A 22,042-nucleotide genomic window follows, 5' to 3' on the forward strand; every position below is an offset into this window, starting at 1 on the left:
GATTCGAGCAAGATCTGTGCCGCCCGCGGGCTGCGAAGGGCGCCGAAGAACTAATCCTCGCTTGCCTTGAAGCGGTCGAGGCCCTTCAGCACGAAGGGCGCTACTAGCGCGATCAGCGCGATGGCTAGCAGCGTCGCCGACATCGGGCTCTGCAGCAGCACGATGGGATCGCCGAGGCTGATCGCGAGCGCGCGGCGCAACTGGCTTTCGGCGATCGGCCCCAGGATGAGACCGACGACCACAGGCGCAATCGGAAAATCGAACCGGCGCATCAGAAAGCCGAGCAGGCCGAAACCCGCCAGCATCGAGAGCTCGACCACCGACGGCTTCGCCGCGATGGTGCCCATGGTCGCAAAAACGAGAATGCCGGCATACAGCCACGGCTGCGGAATTGCGAGCAGCCGTACCCAGAGGCCGACCAGCGGCAGGTTGAGCACCAACAGCATGACGTTGGCGATGAAGAGGCTCGCGATCAGGCCCCATACCAAGTCCGGCCGTTCCGCGAACAATAGCGGTCCCGGGTTCAGCCCGTATTGCTGAAAGCCCGCCAGCATCATCGCAGCGGTGGCCGAAGTCGGCAGCCCGAGTGTCAAGAGCGGCACAAGCGTGCCGGCGGCGGAAGCGTTGTTGGCGGCTTCTGGCCCCGCGACGCCTTCGATCGCGCCCTTGCCGAATTCTTCCGGGTGTTTCGTCAGCCGCTTCTCGGTGGAATAGGACAGGAAGGTCGGAATCTCAGCGCCGCCGGCGGGCAGGGCGCCGATCGGAAAGCCGAACATCGTGCCGCGCAGCCACGCTTTCCACGACCGCTTCCAGTCTTGCATCGTCATCCACAGCGAGCCGCGCACCGGCTCGATCTGCTCCTCGGCGTGATGGCGGCGCGAGGCGACGTAGAGTGCCTCGCCGACAGCGAACAAGCCGACCGCCAGCGTCGTCACCTCGACGCCATCGAGCAGCTCCGGGATGCCGAAGGCGAGCCGGGCCTGCCCGGTGAGCTTATCGATGCCGATCAGGCCGAGCGTTAGCCCGATGAACAGGCTGGTCAGCCCGCGGATCGGCGAATCGCCGAACGTCGCGGATACCGTAACAAAGGCCACGCACATCAGCGCGAAATAATCCTCAGGCCCAAAGCGCACCGCGAAATCCACCAGCCATGGCGCGAGAAAGGCGAGGCCGATTGTGGCGATGGTGCCGGCGACGAACGAGCCGATCGCAGCCGTTGCCAGCGCCGGACCACCGCGGCCGGCCTTCGCCATCTTGTTGCCTTCGAGCGCGGTCGCCATCGAGGCGCTCTCGCCCGGCGTGTTGATGAGAATGGCGGTGGTCGATCCGCCATACATGCCGCCGTAATAGATTCCCGCGAACATGATCAGCGAGCCGCCCGGATCGAGCTTGTAGGTTACCGGCAGCAGCAAGGCGACGGTGAGCGCCGGCCCGATGCCGGGCAGCACGCCGACCGCCGTGCCGAGGAATACGCCGATCAGCGCATAGAGCAGGTTCATGGGCTGCACGGCGACGGCCATGCCATGCGCAAGCGCGGCGAAACTTTCCATTACAGCAGTCTTTCCAGGGGGCCGGCGGGCAGGCTGAGCGTCAAGAGCCGATCGAAAGCGAGATAGATCAGCGTGCTCATCACGAGGGCGATGACGAGGTCGGTCAGGATGGCGCGCCGCCCGAACGCTGCCGATGTCGCGACGAACAGCACCGAGGTCGCAAGAATGAAGCCGCCGCCGAAGCCGATGATGGCGATCAACAGCGCCAGTCCGCCGAGGATCAGCAGCACCGGCTTGGGATCGGCGCTCTCGCGCGGCGGCAGGTTGCCGCGCAAGGCATCGATCAAATTGCCGATCGCGAGCAGGCCAAGCCCGACGGCGACAACGATCGGCATCGCCTCAGGTCCCATGCCGTACATCGTGGTGGTGGGCAGGCGGCTTGCGTCCCACACCAATACCGCGGCGAGCACCGCGAGTGCCGCTGCAATGACGAGACCGGCGGGATCGATGCGCCGCGAGGGCGGTGCCTGCGGAGCATCGTTGGAGGCGTTGTCAGCCGTCATGATTTGACGAGACCGACCGACTTCAGCACGTCGGTGACGCGCGTCGTTTCCTTCTTCAGGAAATCGGCGAAGGCATCACCGCCGAGATAGGCGTCCTCCCAGCCCTTCTGCTTGAGGATCTCCTTCCAGGCATCCGACTTGACCATGCTCTCCACGGCATTGCTCAACACCTTGCGCTGTTCTGCCGTGATACCGGGAGGCGCGACGACCGAGCGCCAGTTGGCGATCACGAGGTCGATGCCCTGTTCCTTGAACGTCGGAATGTCGACGCCGGCGATGCGTTTCTCGGAGGTGACGCCGAGCGCGCGCAATTTGCCTGACTTGATCTGGCCTTCGTATTCGGAAAGGCCCGAAATACCCGCGGTGACCTTGCCGCCGAGAATGGCTGCCAGGGACTCGCCGCCGCCGGAGAACGGAATGTAGTTGATCTTCTTGGCGTCAGCGCCGATCGTCCCTGCAAACAGCGCCGCCATCACATGGTCGACACCACCGGCCGAACCGCCGGCAAAGGTGACCTTGGCGATGTCGGCCTTCACGGCATTGGCAAGGTCCTGTGCGGTTTTGAGCGGCGAATTCGCCGGCACCACGATCACTTGGATTTCCTCGGTGAGCCGCGCAATCGGCGTCACCTGATCGAGCGTCACCGGCGACTTGTTCATCGCGAGCGCGCCCACCATGACGAAGCCGTTCACCATCATCTGGTTACCGTCGCCCTTGGCGCCGTTGACGAACTGCGCGATTCCGACGCTGCCGCCCGCACCTGCCACGTTGGTGACCTGGACGCTGCGGGCGATCTTGGCGGCGACGAGCGCCTGCTGCATCGAGCGGGCAGTCTGGTCCCATCCGCCGCCGGGGGCTGCGGGCGCCATGATCTTGAGCTCGAGCTGCTGCGCGAGGGCAGGGCTGGCTGCAAGCGCCAACGCAACGACCGCGCCGAACAGGCGCGTTTGAAACGGAATCATGGGATTTCCTCCAGGCTCACGCGGAGCGGCTGTGTGTCAATTCGCCGCATATCAGCCGGAAATGCCGCCGCTGTCCAGACGGACGTTCACGTGTCCGAGCCGGGCCCGAAGATTTCGCTAAGACTTTGAAACGTGAGCGCCTTTGGCCTTCGGCGCTTGCCGGGAGCGAAAGTGAACCGACAATTGCGCGGCGCAGGTCCTAAGCGGGGCCGTGCTCTGCTTGGCCTTCGCCTGGGTAATTGCGCCCGAATAGGAGGCAATGACGAAAGTGGCCAGGGCCTCGGCGTCGGAAGCGGCGACGAAATCCCCCCGCAGCTTGTCCGCAATCACCTGGCGCCAATTGTCATAGATCCGCTCGATCGCCTCTCGGAATTCGGAATCTGCCGCGCAAAGCTCGAGCGCCAGATTGTTGAGCGGGCATCCCAGGATGGTCCGGGACCGGTCGAGGCTTGACGCGATCTGCTCGAACGCGTTGCGTATTCCTTCCTCGGCGCGGCGTGCCGACCTGACCGGCTCGAGCCAATGCCTCTCGACGGCTCGCGCCACCCGCTCCTCGATGACGTTGAGCGCAAGCACCTTCTTGGTCGGGAAATGATGGTGCAGGGCGCCCGCCGTCACACCGGCCGCGCTAACAATGTCGTGCGTGCTGGTCGAGTGATAGCCACGCTTCTGAAAGGCGTCCGCTGTGGCATCCAGAATGCGTTTTCGGACGCCGGCTGGATCGTTGGTTCGCGAGCGGCCGCTGGCCGGCTTTTTCGTCATAAAACTCCCGCCGCTGTTCGTATCGTGAGCGGTCTACCGGATTGACAAAAACAGGGCAACCTGTTTGTTTTGCCGGATGATGAGAAGTGGGACATCGATGCAAGAGAACAGCGAATCCGATCGAGAAGCGCATCGAAGCAGCACCGGCAGAATTCGGCTGTTCTCCGGTCCCCTCAGCATGTTCGGTGCCAAGGTTCAGATCGCCGCGCATGAGAAGAACATCGATTTCGAACTGATCATGGTCCCCTTCACCATGAAGGAGGGATACTCGCCGAAGCATCCGGAAGTGCTGCGCATCAATCCAAAACGCCAGGTGCCCGTGCTGATCGACGGTGACCTCGAGCTCTTCGATTCCACCCAGATCTTCGAGTATCTGGAGGACATCAAGCCCGAGCCTGCGCTGTGGCCAGCGACCTCTGCGGCACGGGCCTGGTCGCGTCGGCTGGAGCATGAATCGGATGAGGTCTATTTCCCGCACATCATCAAATTGATGCAGCTCTGGAAAACCCCTGACGATCCTGCGGCAGAGCTCGCGCGCGCCGGCGCTGCCGCCTACTACCAAACGATGGAAAGCGTGCTCGGCGATCGCGAGTTTCTTGGCGGCGAATATTCCTTTGCCGATATCGCGTTCTATATGGCCCAGCTCTTCGGTGCCCGCTGGGGCGCCGACATGACCAGTGAAACGCCGAGACTTCTGCAATGGCGGCAGCGCATGACGGCAAGACCGGCCGTCCTCAAGGTGGTCGGACCAATGGCCGATTACCTGCGCAGCCAGCGGCTCAGCGTTCCGGACTTTCTTCCGCAAAAAGCCGCTTGATCAACGCCGCGCCTACGCGCCGTTCGTCCGATTAGGCGCGCGCCACCGCGTGCGGAAACACGATCTCGATCAGCGTGCCGCTGCGGCCGCCGGTCTTGATCTGGAATCTGGCGCGGTTGGCTTCGACGAGCGCCTTGGTCAGCGACAGGCTGACGGCCGAATTCTCGGACTTGTCCGACGGCGCCCGCGTGCGGAACGGCTCGAGCGCGGCAGCCACCTCATTGTGGTTGAGGCCATTGCCGGTGTCGCGGACCCGCAGCATCGCCTCGCCGAAATCGGACAAGGCGGTCGAGACGATGACCTGCGCGCCGGCCTTGGCGAGATGGATCGAATTGCCGATCAAGTTGAGCGTGATCTGGCGCAGCGCCCGCGCATCCGCGACCACCGGCGGTAGCGCGTGCGCCAGCGAGGTGCGGATGATGATGCGCTCGCGATTGGCCTGCGGCTGCATCACCGCCACGCAGGTCTCGACCAGCTCGTTGAGGTTCTGAGGGCTGAAAGCGAGGTCGAGCTTGCCGGTTTCGATCCTCGATATATCGAGCAGGTCGTTGATGATGGCGACCACGCGTTCGCCGGAGGCGCGGATGTCCTTCAAGTATTCGCGATAGCGCTCATTGCCGAGCGCGCCGAAGCGCTCGCCGATCATCACTTCGGAGAAGCCGATGATGGCGTTCAGCGGCGTCCGCACCTCGTGGCTGATCCGCGCCAGCACGTCGGCCTTGGCGTTGGCGGCGCGTTCGGCCAGCCGCCGCGCCTCGCGCAAGTCGCTCTCGGTCTTCTTGGCCTGCGATAGATCGCGGAACACTGCGAAGAAGTTCGGGCCGTCGGCCCGTGTGCGGCCGATGGTCATCGACAGCGGGATGATGCCGCCCTTGCTTTCGCGGCCGAGCACCTCGCGGCCCTGCTCCAGCAGGCTTTCGACGCCGGATGCCTTGATGCCGGCGAGATATTCGAACACGGCGTGCTGGCTCTCGGGCGCAAAGAGATCGGCGAGATTGCGCTGCACGAGCTCGTCGCCGTCGCGGCCGAACAGCGCTTCGGCGCTGCGGTTGGCTGCGTTGATGTCGCCCTTGGCATCGAACATCACGATGCCCTCGGCCGTAGTGTCGAGGATGGCAGCGAGTTCTTCGGCATTGGCGTGGCCGACGTCGGATGGCGGCGAAATTTCCGCCTCGGCTGCCGGCTCGGTCTGCGCGATGGTGGCCGTGACTGCCTCGGCCTCATGGCGGGTGCCCGAGAAGATCAGGGCGAGGGCAGAATCGCCGTCCCATGAAATCGTGTAGAGGCGGGCCTCTGCGGCCGATGACGGCGCATCGCCATCTGCAGGCTCGCTTGCAGAGATGATCACCGGCCGGCCAGTGTCCGATGTCGAGGACGCATTCGAAGCGCCGGGTTCGACATAGAGCGCGTCGAGGCCGCCGGCATCTTCCAGCGCATGCAGGCTCGCATAGCCTATCTGGGTCAGGAAGGCGGGATTGGCATAGAGCAGCCGGTCGAGCCGATAGATCAGGATGCCGACCGGCAAGAGGTCGAGCAGCGTCTTGTCGCGCGCGGCTTCGCCGCGCGCGGGCGGCTCGGGTGGCGCCAGCCATTCGGGCGGCACACTGGCCACTTCGCGCACGGGCGATGCCGTCAGTGGTGCGAAGATGGTTTCTCGCTCGCCGTCGGGCGCGTCCGTCTCATTGCCATTCTCGGTGTCGAGCCGCGCCGACAATTGGCGCGCAAGTTCGTGGAAGGCACTGTTTTCAACCGGCGTCAGCGACAGCGGCTTGGTGTCGCCGGGCGCGCGGAATGGCAGGATATTATCTGCCGGAAATTCCGTCAGCGTGTCGTTGTCGCTTTCCTCGACGTTTTCCTCGATGCTTTCCTTGATGCTTTGCTCGATGCTCTCCTTGGCACTTTCCTCGACGCTTTCCTGGGGACGTTCCATCGCCGTCTCCAGATCTTCTTGATGTGAAGTCTCGGCAGCAATCGGTTCGGGAAATTCGTCCTGCGAAGGCGAGGTAGCGCTGGCCGCCTCAACAGACCCAGCAGCGGGCGCTTCTGGCGGCATCACCGTTTGCCCGGACAATTCCGCAAGGCGTCGGGCGGCCAGCCGCGCGAGGGCATCGAAATCGCGGCAGACGCCAAAGCCGCGATAGCCGATGAAATTCCGCGCCCCGTCGAAGATCGGCAATCCCGACAATTCGACCGGCAGCGTGCCGCCGCCATCGACCGGCCAGTTCAGCGTGATGCCGCTCCAGGTCGCGCCCGTCGCGAACGCCTTTATCATCCGCCCGTCCGGATCGAATCCGAACGTCTCGGCGATCTCGCGCCAGGGACGGCCGAACACGGCCGTGGAGCGCGGGCCGATCAGGCCGGTGAATTCGTCGCTGCCGAGCGTGAAGCGGCCTTCTTTATCCATTTGCCAGGTGAAACGCAGTGGCAGGCGGCGTCCCTGCGCGGTCTGGCCGGCAAATGCCTCGAACGCAGGTGAGGGCGTGCGCGAAATGGTTTCGGCCACGGGAGGCGCTTCGGCGACGTCCGGTTCGGCCAATGCGTCGAACAGCGCAAACTCGGCGGGCGCTTCGCCCGATAGCGCCGGCTGTTGATAGTCCGGAGCCGGTGACCGGGTGACCGGCTGCTCCATGGCGGGCATGGCGGGCGCGACCGGTTGCGAGTCCGGTCGTGACGCTGCGATGACCGGCTGCATCTCGACCTCCGGCGGCTGATATGCCTGCGTCAGCCGAGGCGCGATTAGCGCGAGATTGCCGGCAGCGATGAGGACGCCGTGGCTGCCATTCGGAAAGTCGAACCGCGAACAGCCGCAGGTCGCGAGCATGCCAGGGGCTGCGCCAAATCCCTGCAGGCGCTCCAGGCGGATGGCGCCGTTGGCGAGCAACCGGCCGGCCAGCCGCGCGATCTGCCGCCGGTGCCGGTCGGCCGGCCCGAAGGTTCGCTCCGTAAGGGCTGCGGCGCTGGTGGCGCCGAACACGCGGACGCCGGCCGCATTGGCCCACAGGATCCGACGGCCGTCGGCCGTCCACAACCATGCGGGCAGGCGGCTTGCCGCATAGGCCGCCAATCGCGGGTCGCTTTGCGCCCGCCACTGAGATTCCGCATCCTTCATCGTTAGCTACATGACCGTCCGGCATCAAATCGGCAGCCTGAACGCCGATAGGGTTAAGACTTCGTTAGTATCGCAAGCCGGCCCCGGCGGTCCACGGGCCTACCCCGTCGCCGGTAATCTTAGCGGCGGATAACCTTAACCTGGCCGCGCCACTTTCAACCGCCTCGAGCCTTCACCTTGCCGACGCGTTGATGCGATTGCACAGCGAATGTGTGCAGGCGCAACTACGCGCGCTGGCGGAGCAGGCCACTGAAATGGGCCAGGTCGTCAGCGGGGCCGCTCTCGACGCGACAACGCCTAAAAAGCTGATCTGACCGCACCGCCACAGCTGCAACCACCGAACACTCTGGATGGAACCCGCACCCGGAGCGAGAATATTTTGGCGTTGCACCAAAATGTGCATTGCGTTGCACAAATTTGACATGATACGGGTGCTTATTAGGCAAGCCCGTGGATGGGCACTTCCGTGAATGCGCGTGTACGTGACCCTTTCGGCCGCTTATCTGCCCCGCGTCCGCGAGGGGGAACATCGTTTAACCCCGTTGTGAAGGATGCAAGCCGTGACCAGCTCCACCGATCCCTTCTCTGCCTCCATCATCCCCTTCGAAGTGCCCGAGCAGATGCGCGCACTCGCTGAAAAGGGCGTCTCGCAGGCCCGCGACAGCTACGCCAAGTTCAAGGATGCGGCCGAAACCCATAACGGCACCATCGAGGCCGTGTTCACCTCGGCCAGCAAAGGCGCCAGCGAGTACAGCGCCAAGCTGATCGAGTTCTTCAAGGCCAACACTTCGGCCTCACTCGATTTCGCGCAGGAGCTGTTCGGCGTGAAGACACCGGCTGCGGCGCTCGAGCTGTGGACCGCGCATACCAAGAAGCAGTACGAGACCTTCGCCGCCCAGGCCAAGGAGCTTGCAGAGCTCGGCCAGAAGGTTGCGACCGAAACCGTCGAGCCGATCAAGGCGTCCGCTGCCAAGTACTACAAACCCGCGGCCTGATCGCGCTTCACCTCGACGACGAAAAGCCCGGGCGAAGCGGCCCGGGCTTTTTACTGTCACGACCGGGCCGGCCACCTGGTCGCCCATCCAAAAAATGAACGCAAAACACTTCTGCGGCGACTATAATCGGTGATGTAGCGGCCTTGCCAAAGCGAGGCGTTGCACCTAGTTTCCGGCCCATTCGAGGGACGCTTAGGAGCCCTCGCGCAGGATGCAGTTGTAGCTCAGTTGGTTAGAGCGCCTGTCTGTGGAACAGGAGGTCGGTGGTTCGAGCCCACCCAACTGTACCAAGATTGCGGATAACACCGCGTTCTCAGCATCTTACTGATAGACCAGCAGTATTTGCGCCGCCTAAAATACAAAAGGCTGCACAAATGGCGTTGCGAATGGTCGCACTCAACAGACTTCCTGACAATCGATGGTTCGCCCGCAAGGTCGTCCCCGAGGACGTTCGCGAGGATTACCAACGGCTGTACGGCGTGAAGCGCGAGGCCCATCTGAAGCTGCCAGCTGACACGCCCCGACATGAAGCCAAGGCCCGCTTAGGAGAGTGGGAGGCCGAGGTCGAGACCCGCATTGCCACCCTGCGGGCGCAAAGGAACGGCGAGGGCCAGCCACTGACGAGGCTCAACGCAATCGCGCTCGCGGGCCGCTGGTACAATTGGTTTGTGAAGCTGCACGAGAATGACCCTGGACCGGCGAAGCGCTGGAGGGAAATGAGTGATCACCTCGTGTGGGATGTGATTTATCCCGAGGCACCCGAAAGCTACCACGATAACCCCAAGGCCGATCCTCACTGGGAGTGGCAGAAGGAGCCCGAGGTTCGCGAAGCAGTGAGGCCGCGGGTCGCGGAGATGGCGCGTGTGGCGACATTTCTTGCCAGCGAGGGCAAGGCGCTGAACACCACCGCCTATGCGCTCTTTGTCGATGCTCTTAGTGACAATCTCCTGCCTGCCATAACGTTGCTAGAACGGCGCGCCAACGGCGACTACTCCCGTGACGATACTCCGGACAGCTTCCCAGCGTTCACCGATGGGTCACCGCGAGCTACAGGCATTAGCTGCTGGGAATTGTTCGAAGCATTTGTGAAGGCCCTTAAGCCCGCAGAAAATACTGTGCAGCGCTGGCGTGCCGTGTTTCTTGAGATGCAGCGTCATTTTGCGGATGTCGGTGCCGATGGGATCACCGAGGAGGCCGCACGTTCTTGGGTGAGAGGCTTGGTCACCGAGGAGCGTTCCGCGACTACGGTGCGTGAAGTGTGGCTTTCGTCATCGCGTCGCGTGTTTGGTTGGGGCGCGGAGCAAAAGCACGTCAGAAAAAATCCATTCGTTGACATCAAGGTGGATGTTCCGAGGAAACTTCGGAGTCGCGAGACAAAGGCTTTCACCGAGGAAGAAGCTCGCACGATCCTGAAGGCCGCATTGGCCGTCAAGAACCCGAAGACACCTGTGGACCGAGCTAAGCGGTGGGTGCCTTGGCTCTGCGCGTATTCTGGTGCGCGTGCGGGCGAGGTCACGCAACTCCGTGGCGATGATATCGAGCAGCGCGGCAGCTTCCATTTCATCAAGCTCATGCCAGATGCGGGCACGATCAAGACAAGGAAGACGCGTATTGTGCCGCTCCATGAGCATCTGATCGCCCAAGGGTTCCTTGACATGGTCCGATCGGTAGGGAAGGGCGCACTATTTTACGACGATAAGACACCGCACCGTGCAAGCAGCGATCCAATGAACCCCAGTCGGAGCAGGGCGGGCAACGTTCGGGGAGAGCTGGCGGAGTGGGTGCGAGAGCAAGGCGTAACCGACCCGGAACTGAGCCCAACGCACGCGTGGCGGCACACGTTTAAGCAGATCGCCGAGCGCGTGGGGATCACGGAGAAAGTGCACGACGCCATCACGGGCCACGCTCCCGCTAGTGAAGGCAGAAAGTACGGACAGCCGACCGCCGAGGACATGGCCAAGGCACTCAAGAAATTCCCGCGCTACAAGCTGGATTGAACGTGTAACCCCTCGCCGAACAGGTCGCGTGTCCGGCCACTGGGGGCAACAAAGCGAACACGCGGCACCAAGGCAACCTAACGACCGGTAAGGGGCTCACCGGGACACCAAGAAAAGAGAGGAATACCGATGTCGAGCATCACGACAAACGTCGCCACACTCATTGCAGCTCACTCCGCCTGAGCACGCCAGCCGTCGGGCCAACTCAATATCGTTGCTGATCTTCCCGTGTGCTGCTCGCCGCATGCGCTACTCGGGAGGAAATCGCCGCCAATTAGGCCGCTGCCGAGTAGCTGGCCCAACCTGAATTTTTGACGTGGCTGCAACCGGTTCGGCTCTAATACCAATGAGCAATCCCGTACGCCGAGGAACACCTGCGTGCGGTCGCTGGGCACACCAACGTCTACACAAGTAACGAGAGGAAGAAGACCACTTTGCCGACACACGCACTTAAGGCCGTCCCGGAAACGGAGGCATCCAATGGAGCTGAGCTGCGAGATGCTACTTTCGCTTCCCTTGAGGGGCACGCTTGCACCGAAGCGGCGCAGGCTCTCACCGAAGCAGTTTATGAACAGGTGCTGCATCAGTTGGCCCGCGCAGAGGCTACGGGGGCAGCCAAGACGAACCGCAAGAAACTCAAGCTAGCTATCGCAGCTTTCCTAGCTGATCTGCTGACCACTAACAGCAAATGGGTCTTTCGGTCACTAAAGACAGACGGCTTCACAGGCGCTCCTGTAGGAGCCCGCGTGTTTCTTCCCCTCCAACTAGCTCTAAGAGAACTGGACCTTGTGGAACATCAGGAGGGCGTCAATCAGTGGTTTGGCGGGTTTGATGAGGGCGGCCCGGATTTGGTCAGTCGGCGGTATGCTTCGCGCTATCGTCCTACAGATAAGCTCCTTGCGCTCGCAGCCGAGCACGGGATTACTTTGGACAACGCGGTTGATCACTTCGACTACGGCTTGCCGAAGCACCCGCTGCAGAAGCGCGCCGCGAGCACGCGGGATGCAGGCCGCAAGGTTCGGGGCAGCATCATGAAGTTCGAGCACACGGACCTGTCCCAAAAGCTGGAAGCAGACGTGCGGGAGCTGAATGAGTTTCTTGCAAAGCAGTCCCTCGGCGGTGGCTGCATACACCGTGGCTATGTCCGCATCTTCCAGAACGGCGACGCCTCACACTTCAATTGGAATCAGGGCGGGCGTCTTTACAGCCAACCCGCAACCACGAACTACCAACAGCAGAGCGGCGAAAAGCGCCTTGAAATGACCGTCAATGGCTCGCCGGTAGTCGAGATTGATCTGCGAGCAAGTTACCTGACCATCTTCCACGCTTGGCATGGCGTGCAACTCGACAGGGAAAAGGACCCCTACTTTATCCCTGAACTGGGCGAGGAGGCGCGGGACATCGTCAAGCTTTGGGTGGCCGCGACGTTCGGGAATACCGCGCTGCTCCGCAAATGGCCTTCGGACCTCCTGAAGAACTACGAAAAGGACCACGGGCATCCTTTGGACCGAAAGCGATACACTGTGGGCAAGCTTCGGGATGAGATCATCGCTCACCATCCCATTCTTGAACGCTGGGGCCAGCCCATAGGCGGCCGTGTTCGCACTTGGGCGGACCTTATGTTTGCGGAGAGCCAGGTAATTGTTGGGACGATGGTCGCGCTAATGAAAATGCGGGCCATCCCAAGCCTAGCCGTGCACGACAGCCTGATTGTGCCTCAAGAGCATGCCGCCGTGACCTGCGAAGTCTTGCGCAGCTCTTATTGGTACCATCTGCATGCGGAGCCTCTAATCAAGGTCAACAGACGATCACCATGACACTAGACCCCCCTAGGGTTACCTTAAGGGGGACCACCTATAGCTGCTAGCAGCTAATATACACCGGAAGAGAGAGGGGAGGGGGGAGGAGCGCCGGAGGGGGCCCGGAGCATAACGGAGAACGAATTTGACACTACCGACAGCTGGTCCTGCCAAGGCTCGCGGTGTTGCAAAAACGTGATTTGGGCAGCAGGGTCGGAGAGGGGCGCCGAGCCCAGCATACTCCTCAGAGGCCAGAAGGGACTCTGGATTCGTTTCCAGCTCCTTCGGCCAACAGGGTAGCGGACGCCCAAACGCCTCCCAGTGGACTCCGTAGAGTCATATGGAGGTGTCTCATCGGTTTTCGCGGGGGCATTGGAAACCGCAGGCACCCGAGAGGTAGCACTTGCCTGGCATCGCACGCGAGCACTAGACTCGGTCGTAACACTTTGAACCGTCGAGGGGCTGGGACCATGAACCGCATTTCACTTCTCGTGCTGCTGCTTGTGAGTTGGTACACGTCATCAGCGCACGCCCAGGCATGGAGAAACTGCATTCAAGGTTCAATCGGTCCCGGTGGGTGTGACTCGATTGGTCCCGGTGGTGGCAGGTCCATCGGTCCCGGAGGCGGGCTGTCAATTGGTCCGGGTGGTGGACTATCGATCGGTCCGGGAGGCGGACAATCAATCGGCCCCGACGGTGGCTTGTCCATCGCCCCGGGTGGAGGACTAGGGCCGGACCGCGATTGGAGCCGTGGATTAGACCCAAGGACAATCGGTCGCGATAACGACGACGACTAGATGCCACGGCCCGGATCACGCTCCAGCATTAGCTTGACCGCTGTGAGGGCGTATGGGGGCCCCAAGCGGTACTGTTCGAAAGGCCACTCGGCTCTCTGAAGTCGAGCAGAGGCCTTTGGCTTTAGCCCTCGCTTTTTGAAGCCAGGGGGTGGGGTTGCTCCTGGAAACGGTACCATACCGCCAGATGGGACCCAAAATGCCCCCCGTTCCCCCGCTTGGCTACCCAGCGCACCGGATTGCCAAACCGAACACAGGCTTAGCTAGGGCTAAGCCGGGGAAGCTGCTCATATTTATGCACACTGGGGGGCGGGGTGCATCTACGAGAGCGTAGGCGGCCAGGGCTAGAGGCGCCCAGGAAGCCCACACAGCTCGCTGTGCCCACTGCCCCGCGCCCCTTAGGTAATGTGCGCCACGCGCCCTGCTGCCCTTGGTGGCTGCTCCTTCTCTCAAGCCCGTTCCAGAATGTTTGCGATTGACTGGGCGTACCATTGGCCACCGCGTGCCGTGGCTATCCCTCGTGCGTTGAGCGCCTCCGCGATTTCCCTGAGTGTTCGCGCGCCCGCCCTCTGAGCCTCTCGAATGATGGGGAGGACATTCGCAGCATACCGATCTGCTTCCGCCTTCACGGCCTCAACTGCGCCCTTGCGAGCCGCGTGGAGCCTTGGGTTGCCCAAGGTGACCCCACGAGCCTTTGCAGCCGAAAGGGCCTGCCGCGTGCGGGTCGAGATCAGCGCGCGTTCCTTCTCGGCCAGGGCGGCAAAGAGGTGCAGCACGAACGGGTCTACGTCGGGGCCAAGCTCAGCGACCACGAAGGGCACCTTGTGGGCCATGAGGCCGGAGATGAAGTGAACGTCGCGGCTGAGCCGGTCGAGCTTCGCCACACCCACATGGCACTTGAGCTTTCGGGCTGCAGCCAGGGCGGCCTTGAGCTGTGGCCTGCGGTCCAGCGCGTCCGAGCCCTTGCCCGTCTCGACCTCAACGAACTCCCGGGCCACCTCGTATCCCTCGGTGGCCGCGAAGTGGGCGAGGGCGTTTCGCTGCGCCTCAATGCCCAAGCCTGACCGGCCCTGAGCCGAGGTGGATACGCGGACGTAGGTGATTAGGGGAGCCGTAGACATGCAAAGGTCCTCGCGACCATTTGTATAAAACATATACGACCATTTAGTTTTTATACAACATGCGATTTGGAATCCCACTGATTCCGTTTTGCATGGCTGATCGGGGTCTCCGGCGCTTTTGGATGAGCTTGGTTGCGGTAGGCCTCCCGAGTAGTCAACTACTGAACGTTGAGCAACGGATTCGGCAAATGAAGAGCTACCCCGTTGTCAGGCCCATCTTCCCCGCAACTATCTTTGCAAACTCAATCTGCTCGGGAGTTGGCTCGCACGAGCTCGGGTCGCCTGACACGATCCGCGCGACTATCGTCGCCCGAATGGCATCAATCGGGCCGTAGCTTGCGAATGCCGTCTTCTGTTCTATCGTTAGATCAAAATCTGGGCAGAGCCCCTCACGTCGCATCACGATGCGTGCCGCCTCGTTCAATGCCACAGCAGATTTCTGCTCTTCGTTCAGATCAGTATAAGGATTTAGCACCACGCAATTGTCCTCTGCAGCTAGACCAGCCACGTCTGGACGGCCACGAAAGAAGTCGAGTTCGCCCGGCCAAGGCTCTCGCAACGACACGTCGCCTGCTACAATTCGGACTATTGTGGGAGGGGCTGTTCGCGCCACGCTCTGAGTTCTTTCTTCAACCACTCGATATTCGCAACGGGGGCGTTTTGCGCAAGGAATGCTCGATCGAGAATAACAAATATTCGCTGGTTCTTATTGGCGGTAGCGATAGCTGCAGCCCCGGTGGGCGTACCCATTAATACTTTAGCTGAGCCTTGCACACGGCACACTTGTGCGTCCATGAGCAAGGGCCCCTCGGACGAAGTGAGTGCGCCCAGTCTGCGACAGCCATCTAATTTCGCTTCTCCGATGTCAGCTTCACTGTCAACGAGGCCAAATAGCAATACGTCACCAGTTGGAAGATTCACACGTCCGGACATGGGCGAATCTAACCTAAGCACCCGACCAGTCTCAAAGAGTTCAGGATAGTCGGCGAAAGTAACATTGAAATTGCTTTGATCGAAACCGGCCTGCCCGATGTATGTGTCCTGCCAATGGATTGGCCGTGTTGCCAAGGTATACACCGCCGCCACGACAGCCAGGCTGGCTGGCATGAGCGCGAAGCCGGCAGCAAGTCTTTGTGCCGCCAAAAGATGCGATACCCCACAAGCCGCTATGGCTAGCAAGCTCAGCAGGATGTCTCGAAGGAAAGCGGGCCACAGTGTCGCCATCTCCAAAACTCTGAGAAGGGCCCGAGGATCAGAATAGATTTGGTTGTTGAGCACGAAGCTATTGTCACCAACCACCACCCAGCGAGCATCGCCGGTGTCAGATGCTACCGCCAACGGCAATCGGCCCGTTCTGTCACCGCGCTGCCAAACGTAGTCTCCGACCCAAAGCCACTCATCAATGTCACGCTCGGCCCACCAACCGTCTCCTGAGATCAGAACTTTGTCCCAAAGCGACCCCGCGGCGACACTAGCCCCGCGGTTCAAAATCGAGGCCTGCGGCCAATCAAAAAAATCGAGGACGCGGAGGGGGCCTGAGTCATCTGTGTTGCCGGGCGGTACCGTCAGATCATTCCGTAACAAGGACTTGCCAGTTATTTCGCGAATGCGCTCCGAGCTTCCACCGAGGTTGTTGTGTTCGCCGAAAAGGATCACAGTCCACTTGCGTGTCCGCGCCAGTTGGCCAAGTAACTCGTTGGCTTCCCGCCCAATCTCTGTGCGAGACGGAACTGTTAACCAGGGCAACAGCACCGTGGCGTGAGGAGGTATTTTCTCGGGTGTGGTCACTTGCTTTGCCGCGATACCAGCAAAATTTAGGGCCCTTTCATAGTTCCTAAAGAAACTCGCTTCGCTGGTCTCGTCGGCTGTGGGAGTGAAAACAAAGACCTCATTTCCGCTACGCGGAGGCGTCCACAACCAGGAGACAACTATCAGCGCAACGGCAATGCCGATCGGAAGAGCGCCCCCGAGCGAATGCCGCTTTTTGGTTGCCGCCCATGCGCCCAGGCCGCACGCTGGCAACGCGGAAAGAGCCATCTGAAGCTGGGGCGATCCACCCAGGCGGTGTGCGGCGAAGCCAATCACAAGGACGAATGTTCCGCCGATCATAGCCTGGATCGCAATTCGCGGCTTCAACGCTGCTATGCACAGGATAGCGAGTAAGGCCGGCGCCGTGCTTTCGAGCCCCACGAAAAACAAAGCTTGCGCACTAAGCTGTTGAAGTGTTCCGACGAACGACGTCTCCAACAACAGAATGGCTGCACCAACAGTCGGGGCCGCAGAAAAAGCAAGCACAGCTGCAGCAAGAGTGGACGTAGCGAGCGGCGAGGGAATCAACCCTGAGAGCACTGCGGCGACTGTGAGAAAAGAAACTGCGGCGACTGTGAGAAAAGAAATTGCGTTACCCGCCATCTTCGACTGCACCGCGACAATCAGGGCGATGCCGGCGAAAGTCGGACAAAGAAGATGCCAGGGCGACATTAGTGGAAATGCAAAACTGCTGATTCCAGCCGCTGCCGATATGGCGGCGCATTGCCCCGAAGGCCTAATTAGCAAAAACGACATTCACTGTCTGACCAAGACCAGAAAAACGCCTTTCGTGGAGCAATTCCACAGCGATCATATCTTCGTCATCTGACGACGCCCAGGACACCATCCATTCCATCATATCCGGTCCTATCAATCGGCTTTCACACTGCGTTATCTTAGCCTTTCTGGGACACGCCGCTTTCACAAACGAAAGTGAGCGGTTGCGCAGCTCCTTCAGGTACCCCACCGGATCTTCATTGAGTGTTGGAAAATGGAGGAGGGACTGGTGGGGAGTTGAAGGGCTCCTCGTCTCGTCTTGGAATGTGCCCTTAACTGCAGTCTTTCCGTCAACCAGCATGATGTACTCAGGAAGGTGCGGATGCTGTTCGTTGCTCTGCTGCTGAAAAATATCTCGCGGCATAGGATCGTCGACGTCTTTTCCCAACAATGCCGCAGCTAGTTGTTGTTCGCGGAGCTTGCCGAGGGCAGAGGGAGATGTGCCTTCCCAAATGTCTCCGACCGAATCATCGGAAAATTGATCACTCGAAAACCCCACATTGAACAGCCCGCTTGTGCGCGGAAACCTCGTTGGCCGAACCGTATAGGATTGCATGAGTGCGTCGCTCGCGCGTTCTTTCAAACGACTCGTTTGCTTTGCCACCGTTATGGTGCGTATGTCGCGCAGAAGCATCGCCCCCCGTCTATTCAGGATTCCGCCCGGTCGCGAATCCTCGCCCACGGAAAGGCCAATCGACCGTTGCGTAACGAGCCCGAGGCCTTCTATCCAGGCGCGTATCTCCGGGCTCGCCGCCTGTTCCGGACTAAACAGAACCGTCAGGTCTCCGCCCCTCTCCAAGTGTGAAATAACATGTTGCGCGCTTGGCAGTTGACGCACATCGGGCTGAACAAGCAACCACCGACTACTCGCAGAAAGCTCAGTGATTTCTAATCCAGGTCTAGAGGACGACGGATTCAGGTCGTATTTCGCCATCGCCGAGATGATGCGCGCAAAGCTTCTTTCACCAGGCGCGATCAGCTGTTTGAGAAACTCAGTACGAACGCTGCCGCCGATAACAACCTTCAAACCGTAATCACGGCCCTCGACAGGGGGATCGAACGAGCTGAATCCAACTCGTGAGGCAGACCCAATCACCAGCCCTAGCGTCAACCCCCCAGCCACCAATGCGAGCGGATGACGCCACACCGCCACAACGCAAGCAAAAGCAGCGAGCGCGAGAACACTCCATCCCCAAACCTTGAGAGAAGCTTGATGGGTGAGCGCGTTGACAATGGAATTAAAAAGGGCCTTGTACTGACCCGCAAAAAACGAAAAATTCGACCAGGGCGTGCTGTCGAGGACAGCGACAACGGCGCCGCTACCAACGGTTAGACCTGCAACAGAAGTATGATTCCCAAAGCGGAGAGAAACGCGAGGCATAAACTTTCCGAATCGATTAGCACGTGAATAATCGCCGGGTTCGGAGAATGATAGGCCGTAGCTTGCAAGTTCTACTGAGTGCATAGGCAACAAGCTTACGCTTGCCCCGGTCTGCCAAGCCCACGGTTCGCCCGTTGCATTGATTTTACCAAACGCGAAATCTACCCAACTCGTAGTCGGCACATTCGGCAGTCCTCGTGCATCGAAAACGGCATTGGTGCCAATCATCACGCCGAATCGTCTCAGGAACGCGTTTAGGTTCTGCGTGCTGTCAAAAAGGTCGGTGTGATCGGCAACTACAATCAGCCTGCCGCCTCCTCTTATCCACGCCTCTAGCCGATTTGAAAATTCTAACGAAAGCGCTTCGGACGGCATTTTCAGTACAAACGCTGCGTCCGTTTGCGGGAGGGGCATGTCTTCGGTCTCGAACGCTGATGCTGTTCCGACGAGTCTCGCGGCATGATGGAGTAAGAGACTGTAGGTGTAATTCGCGGCTCGGCCGAAATCGGACGGTCCAAATGAGGCTAGGACCGTTTCCCAGCGTCCGTGGGACTCATCGAAGACAATTGAGCTGATTGGTCGCGTCGGAAGGAGCAGGGCAATTATCAGGCCAAGAAGGCAGCCTGGGCCTAGCCAAACGACAAGTCGGCGTGAAGAATCGTCCACGCTCAATCTCAAGAACGGAATCACGCCCGCAATCGGCAGCAGCACCAAAACCGCACGGAAAGTGGGCGAAGTAAACGTTTCATATGTGATCCATCGAGCGCCCCCCAAGTTCACGCAAAGAAGCACCGCTAGACTGCTGATGATGAATGCAGCTGTAGCTCGAAGCCCAATGTCGCGACCTAATATGACTGCAGCGGTTAGGGCAGGCAGGCTCAAGAATACTAGTGAACCGACATGCACAGATACTTCGGACAGGTCGGACAGGGACTGAAAGTGGAATGCAAGGAGCTTGATGGCGGTCAGCGCAAGGATTGCTGTAGCTCCCGCGCCATTTAGGCGAGCCAACCAAAGAGCCAGCGGAAGCGCCACAGTGAAGCTGGACTCGCCAAGGAAGAGTACGATTGCGGCGACAACGCTGAGGCAGACGCGTGTTGCAATTGACTCGAATCTCGGAGCAAGCGGCAGAGCCACTGCGGCGAGAAGTTTAGCAGCCTCGTTCCCCTCGATGATCGCTAAAGTACCTAAGGTCGTTGTGACCAATGCCCATACGAAAACGGCCCAATCTTTCGATCGGGCCGCAGTCCGATGGATGGTACTGATCGTAGACAGTTGTTAACGGCAGCCGACCGAGCACCCGACCGAACAGCCGGAAGAGCAGCCACTCGAACAACCGGTAGAGCAGCCCACCGAGCAGCCGGTGCTTCGGGACTGTGCAACCTGCATAGCGCTCCCTTGGTCGCCAACGTTCGAATCCTTCGATACTTGCTCGACCAGTCCCTTACCAAGTGTGTCAACCGAAGCGATCACAAATTTCGCATCGGGAGCGCCTAGGCCTGCAATCTCTGCGGCCTGCGCTGCAGACGACTTGTCACAAAGTTCAGTTGCCGCAGAAGGTGAGCTAAAGAGAACTACGGCCAAAACGAAGGCCAATGCCCGCAAAAGTATCATGGTGATGCCCCTAATTGCTGAAGTCGCTAACTTATACAGTTTCTAGTTGGGCTTGCAACCATGGTGGCTATTTTTTGGCCAGAGCAAGCAGAAAAGCCACCACACTTTCGGCGTCCCACTCTGTGACGCCCTCCAGCCGGGCGACGACAGCCCCATCACCTCGCAGGATAAATGTTGTGGGCATGCCGCGCCCCCCAAAATCCCGGAATAGCTTACCCGAAGGGTCGTAGTAGACCTGTAAGCCCTTCACATCGACTCGATCCAAGAACGGCTTGGCTGCTGCGGCGCCCCCCTTATCTTGACTAACCGCAATGACTTTGACCGCGTCGGGTAGTCGCGCCGCAAGTCGCGCAAGAGAGGGCATTTCCTTGATGCAGGGCGCGCACCACGTGGCCCACAGATTCACTACAGTCACCGTTCCTCGGAATGATCCGAGCGTAATTCTCTGGCCGTTCTGATCGGTAAATTGCGTGTCTGGCGCTGGCGGATTGCCGGCAGCGGTAGCGAAGCCGCTTGGCATTGGAACATCCGAAGCCAAACCGGACGTTGATAGGCCGAGCACTGCATAGATACCGAGGGCCAGTGCAACACGACCGCATCCCGAGGGAAGCAAAGCCTTGCGCTTGAGTAAGGGGCTAATCAACTGAACCAGCAACCCGCGACTTTTCAAATTCGTCCTCGGTGATACGTAACAGGCCGATACATACTAATCGCTCGTGATGAGTCCTCAGAAAGAGCGAAGTGAGCCTTTTTAGCGGTGTCGATCGAGCGGGTAAATCGAAATTCGTTCGCCAAACAAGCGCTGCCCATTGAAGGAGAACATATTCCTCCAACTCCTGATCAGTAGTCGCATCAATGGCCAAGCAAGCTTCCGATAGCGTTTCCGATGTTCTGCTCACCGCCCATCGACCAGCCGTTGCGGGATAGTCGCAGCGTGTGATAGCAATGGCCCAAGCAGCAAGCTGATTTCCTGCAAGGACCATTCCCTGCCCTAGGGAGGGCCAGGGTGTGTCTCGTACTAAAATTTTGAGAAATAGATACAGATGGGCGCGAGGGCAATGCGCGTTTTGGAATCCCAGCGATTCCGTTTTGATGGATGGGCAGGGGCTGGACGTCACTTCGAGGGCGCCTTAGGGAGCCGCCCGCCGTAAGGCGCCCAATGGTCCGTTTAGATTAGGACAATGCGCCTTTTGGAATCTCAACGATTCGGTATTGCATGGCTCCTATTGAAAGGACTCGGCTGCTTGGCGTCTGTCAACCGGCTCGTCGGTTTCGGAGAGCCATCATATCTCGGACAGCTCGGGAGTGGCGGCTGGTGCCACTGATCTCTTCCCGGATTGCTGAGACGACAAGCTCGACTAGCTCTGATGCCCTCGAAGTCGAGCCATATGCACCTTGTGAGACAATAGCGCGCTCTTGATCCGGCGTATTGGTGCTGCTGTAGAGGATAAAAGGCGTGCCGGGCCGGAAATCCCGAAGCCTATTCAGTAACGAATATCCAGCCTTCTCATCTTCGAAGCGAGTCATGTCAGAAATGACAACGTCGTAATCATTTTTCTGCAGTTTGCGCATAGCCTCAGAGGTGGTCGTTACAAATTCGACCTCAATTCCCAATGCCTGGAGTGCCTCCGTTTCGAAGACGTTGTTGTCCGGGTTGTCATCAACCCAAAGCACCTTTCTACCGGCGAGGTCGTTCAACGATACATGAGCGAGCCAATCAGCAAGACGTCGAGACTTTCCCACTGATTGAAGCCATATCATCGATCTAGGAGTGGGGCCGTCAGAAGCCTCGATTTTGGCGACTTCTGCTGTGGCGACTGCTTCAATAGCTTTACGCTTGGCAAACGCTTCCAATCCAAACAGCTTGACCGATCCTTCGGACATGTTGGTAATAAATTCCCGAAGGGAGGTGCGAAACCACCACAGAACTGTGAGGGCAACCAAGGGCCACGCGAGCGCACTCCCGAGCTTTGAAAGGGCTTCAACGACCTTTACGAAGTTGTCTACCATTGCTTCCCCAAGGCTATCATTCGAACCGCTCCCAGTTGCACG

At 60.0% G+C, this 22,042-nt stretch carries 15 protein-coding genes and 1 tRNA gene; 5 read left to right on the top strand and 11 right to left on the bottom strand.

Features of this window, described 5'->3' with window-relative positions; all coding sequences use genetic code 11:
- Positions 1–50: 50 nt before the first annotated feature.
- The 4 genes from J6524_RS25390 to J6524_RS25405 form a co-directional block, all read right to left on the bottom strand.
- Positions 51–1,550, bottom strand: coding sequence for a tripartite tricarboxylate transporter permease (locus tag J6524_RS25390; RefSeq protein WP_225675627.1), 1,500 nt, complete (start codon positions 1,548–1,550; stop codon positions 51–53).
- On the bottom strand, positions 1,550–2,053 hold the full coding sequence (locus J6524_RS25395; RefSeq protein ID WP_225675629.1) for a tripartite tricarboxylate transporter TctB family protein: 504 nt from the start codon (positions 2,051–2,053) through the stop codon (positions 1,550–1,552). Before J6524_RS25395 ends, J6524_RS25390 begins: the two co-directional genes overlap by 1 nt.
- A complete protein-coding gene (locus tag J6524_RS25400) occupies positions 2,050–3,015 on the bottom strand; it encodes a Bug family tripartite tricarboxylate transporter substrate binding protein (protein WP_225675631.1) in 966 nt (321 codons plus the stop codon). Before J6524_RS25400 ends, J6524_RS25395 begins: the two co-directional genes overlap by 4 nt.
- Positions 3,016–3,132: 117 nt before the next feature.
- Positions 3,133–3,777: a TetR/AcrR family transcriptional regulator gene (locus J6524_RS25405; RefSeq protein ID WP_225675633.1), complete on the bottom strand. Its 645-nt coding sequence runs from the start codon at positions 3,775–3,777 to the stop codon at positions 3,133–3,135.
- Positions 3,778–3,874: 97 nt separating this feature from the next.
- Here J6524_RS25405 and J6524_RS25410 point away from each other — a divergent pair, with 97 nt between their 5' ends.
- Entirely contained in the window at positions 3,875–4,594 is a 720-nt protein-coding gene (locus tag J6524_RS25410; RefSeq protein ID WP_225675635.1) for a glutathione S-transferase family protein, read from the top strand.
- Positions 4,595–4,625: 31 nt separating this feature from the next.
- Here the strand turns inward: J6524_RS25410 and J6524_RS25415 are convergent, their stop codons facing one another.
- Complete coding sequence (locus J6524_RS25415) at positions 4,626–7,703, bottom strand: PAS domain S-box protein (protein WP_225675637.1); 3,078 nt, start codon at positions 7,701–7,703, stop codon at positions 4,626–4,628.
- Between the two features lie 560 nt (positions 7,704–8,263).
- On the opposite strand from J6524_RS25415, the gene J6524_RS25425 reads away from it, so the two are divergent.
- From J6524_RS25425 to J6524_RS25440, 4 genes are all read left to right on the top strand, one after another.
- Entirely contained in the window at positions 8,264–8,698 is a 435-nt protein-coding gene (locus J6524_RS25425) for a phasin (RefSeq protein ID WP_225675639.1), read from the top strand.
- A gap of 213 nt (positions 8,699–8,911) precedes the next feature.
- A tRNA-His gene (locus tag J6524_RS25430) sits at positions 8,912–8,988 on the top strand.
- Between the two features lie 96 nt (positions 8,989–9,084).
- Entirely contained in the window at positions 9,085–10,695 is a 1,611-nt protein-coding gene (locus tag J6524_RS25435) for a tyrosine-type recombinase/integrase (protein ID WP_225675641.1), read from the top strand.
- A gap of 434 nt (positions 10,696–11,129) precedes the next feature.
- On the top strand, positions 11,130–12,512 hold the full coding sequence (locus tag J6524_RS25440; protein WP_225675643.1) for a hypothetical protein: 1,383 nt from the start codon (positions 11,130–11,132) through the stop codon (positions 12,510–12,512).
- 1,225 nt (positions 12,513–13,737) lie between these two features.
- Here J6524_RS25440 and J6524_RS25445 read toward each other — a convergent pair.
- From J6524_RS25445 to J6524_RS25470, 6 genes are all read right to left on the bottom strand, one after another.
- Positions 13,738–14,409 (bottom strand): recombinase family protein, encoded by a 672-nt coding sequence (locus J6524_RS25445; protein ID WP_225675645.1) that lies wholly within the window; start codon positions 14,407–14,409, stop codon positions 13,738–13,740.
- A 196-nt stretch (positions 14,410–14,605) separates the two neighbouring features.
- Positions 14,606–14,887, bottom strand: a complete 282-nt coding sequence (locus J6524_RS25450; RefSeq protein ID WP_225675647.1) for a hypothetical protein — start codon at positions 14,885–14,887, stop codon at positions 14,606–14,608.
- A gap of 107 nt (positions 14,888–14,994) precedes the next feature.
- Positions 14,995–16,890, bottom strand: a complete 1,896-nt coding sequence (locus J6524_RS25455) for a hypothetical protein (RefSeq protein WP_225675649.1) — start codon at positions 16,888–16,890, stop codon at positions 14,995–14,997.
- Between the two features lie 64 nt (positions 16,891–16,954).
- Positions 16,955–19,582 (bottom strand): hypothetical protein, encoded by a 2,628-nt coding sequence (locus tag J6524_RS25460; protein WP_225675651.1) that lies wholly within the window; start codon positions 19,580–19,582, stop codon positions 16,955–16,957.
- A 475-nt stretch (positions 19,583–20,057) separates the two neighbouring features.
- Positions 20,058–20,645, bottom strand: coding sequence for a TlpA family protein disulfide reductase (locus tag J6524_RS25465; RefSeq protein WP_225675653.1), 588 nt, complete (start codon positions 20,643–20,645; stop codon positions 20,058–20,060).
- A 599-nt stretch (positions 20,646–21,244) separates the two neighbouring features.
- On the bottom strand, positions 21,245–22,000 hold the full coding sequence (locus J6524_RS25470) for a response regulator (RefSeq protein ID WP_225675654.1): 756 nt from the start codon (positions 21,998–22,000) through the stop codon (positions 21,245–21,247).
- Between the last annotated feature and the right edge of the window lie 42 nt (positions 22,001–22,042).

The organism is Bradyrhizobium hereditatis, assembly GCF_020329435.1.
In the GTDB taxonomy this organism is placed as follows: Bacteria; Pseudomonadota; Alphaproteobacteria; order Rhizobiales; family Xanthobacteraceae; genus Bradyrhizobium; species Bradyrhizobium hereditatis.

What these genes read in the sequence shown, in the direction of transcription:
- J6524_RS25415 (WP_225675637.1), bottom strand. Translation starts at nt 7,703, where the DNA reads ATGAAGGATGCGGAATCTCAGTGGCGGGCGCAAAGCGACCCGCGATTG.
- J6524_RS25405 (WP_225675633.1), bottom strand. Translation starts at nt 3,777, where the DNA reads ATGACGAAAAAGCCGGCCAGCGGCCGCTCGCGAACCAACGATCCAGCC.
- J6524_RS25410 (WP_225675635.1), top strand. Translation starts at nt 3,875, where the DNA reads ATGCAAGAGAACAGCGAATCCGATCGAGAAGCGCATCGAAGCAGCACC.
- J6524_RS25445 (WP_225675645.1), bottom strand. Translation starts at nt 14,409, where the DNA reads ATGTCTACGGCTCCCCTAATCACCTACGTCCGCGTATCCACCTCGGCT.
- J6524_RS25455 (WP_225675649.1), bottom strand. Translation starts at nt 16,890, where the DNA reads ATGTCGCCCTGGCATCTTCTTTGTCCGACTTTCGCCGGCATCGCCCTG.
- J6524_RS25395 (WP_225675629.1), bottom strand. Translation starts at nt 2,053, where the DNA reads ATGACGGCTGACAACGCCTCCAACGATGCTCCGCAGGCACCGCCCTCG.
- J6524_RS25390 (WP_225675627.1), bottom strand. Translation starts at nt 1,550, where the DNA reads ATGGAAAGTTTCGCCGCGCTTGCGCATGGCATGGCCGTCGCCGTGCAG.
- J6524_RS25400 (WP_225675631.1), bottom strand. Translation starts at nt 3,015, where the DNA reads ATGATTCCGTTTCAAACGCGCCTGTTCGGCGCGGTCGTTGCGTTGGCG.
- J6524_RS25435 (WP_225675641.1), top strand. Translation starts at nt 9,085, where the DNA reads ATGGTCGCACTCAACAGACTTCCTGACAATCGATGGTTCGCCCGCAAG.
- J6524_RS25470 (WP_225675654.1), bottom strand. Translation starts at nt 22,000, where the DNA reads ATGGTAGACAACTTCGTAAAGGTCGTTGAAGCCCTTTCAAAGCTCGGG.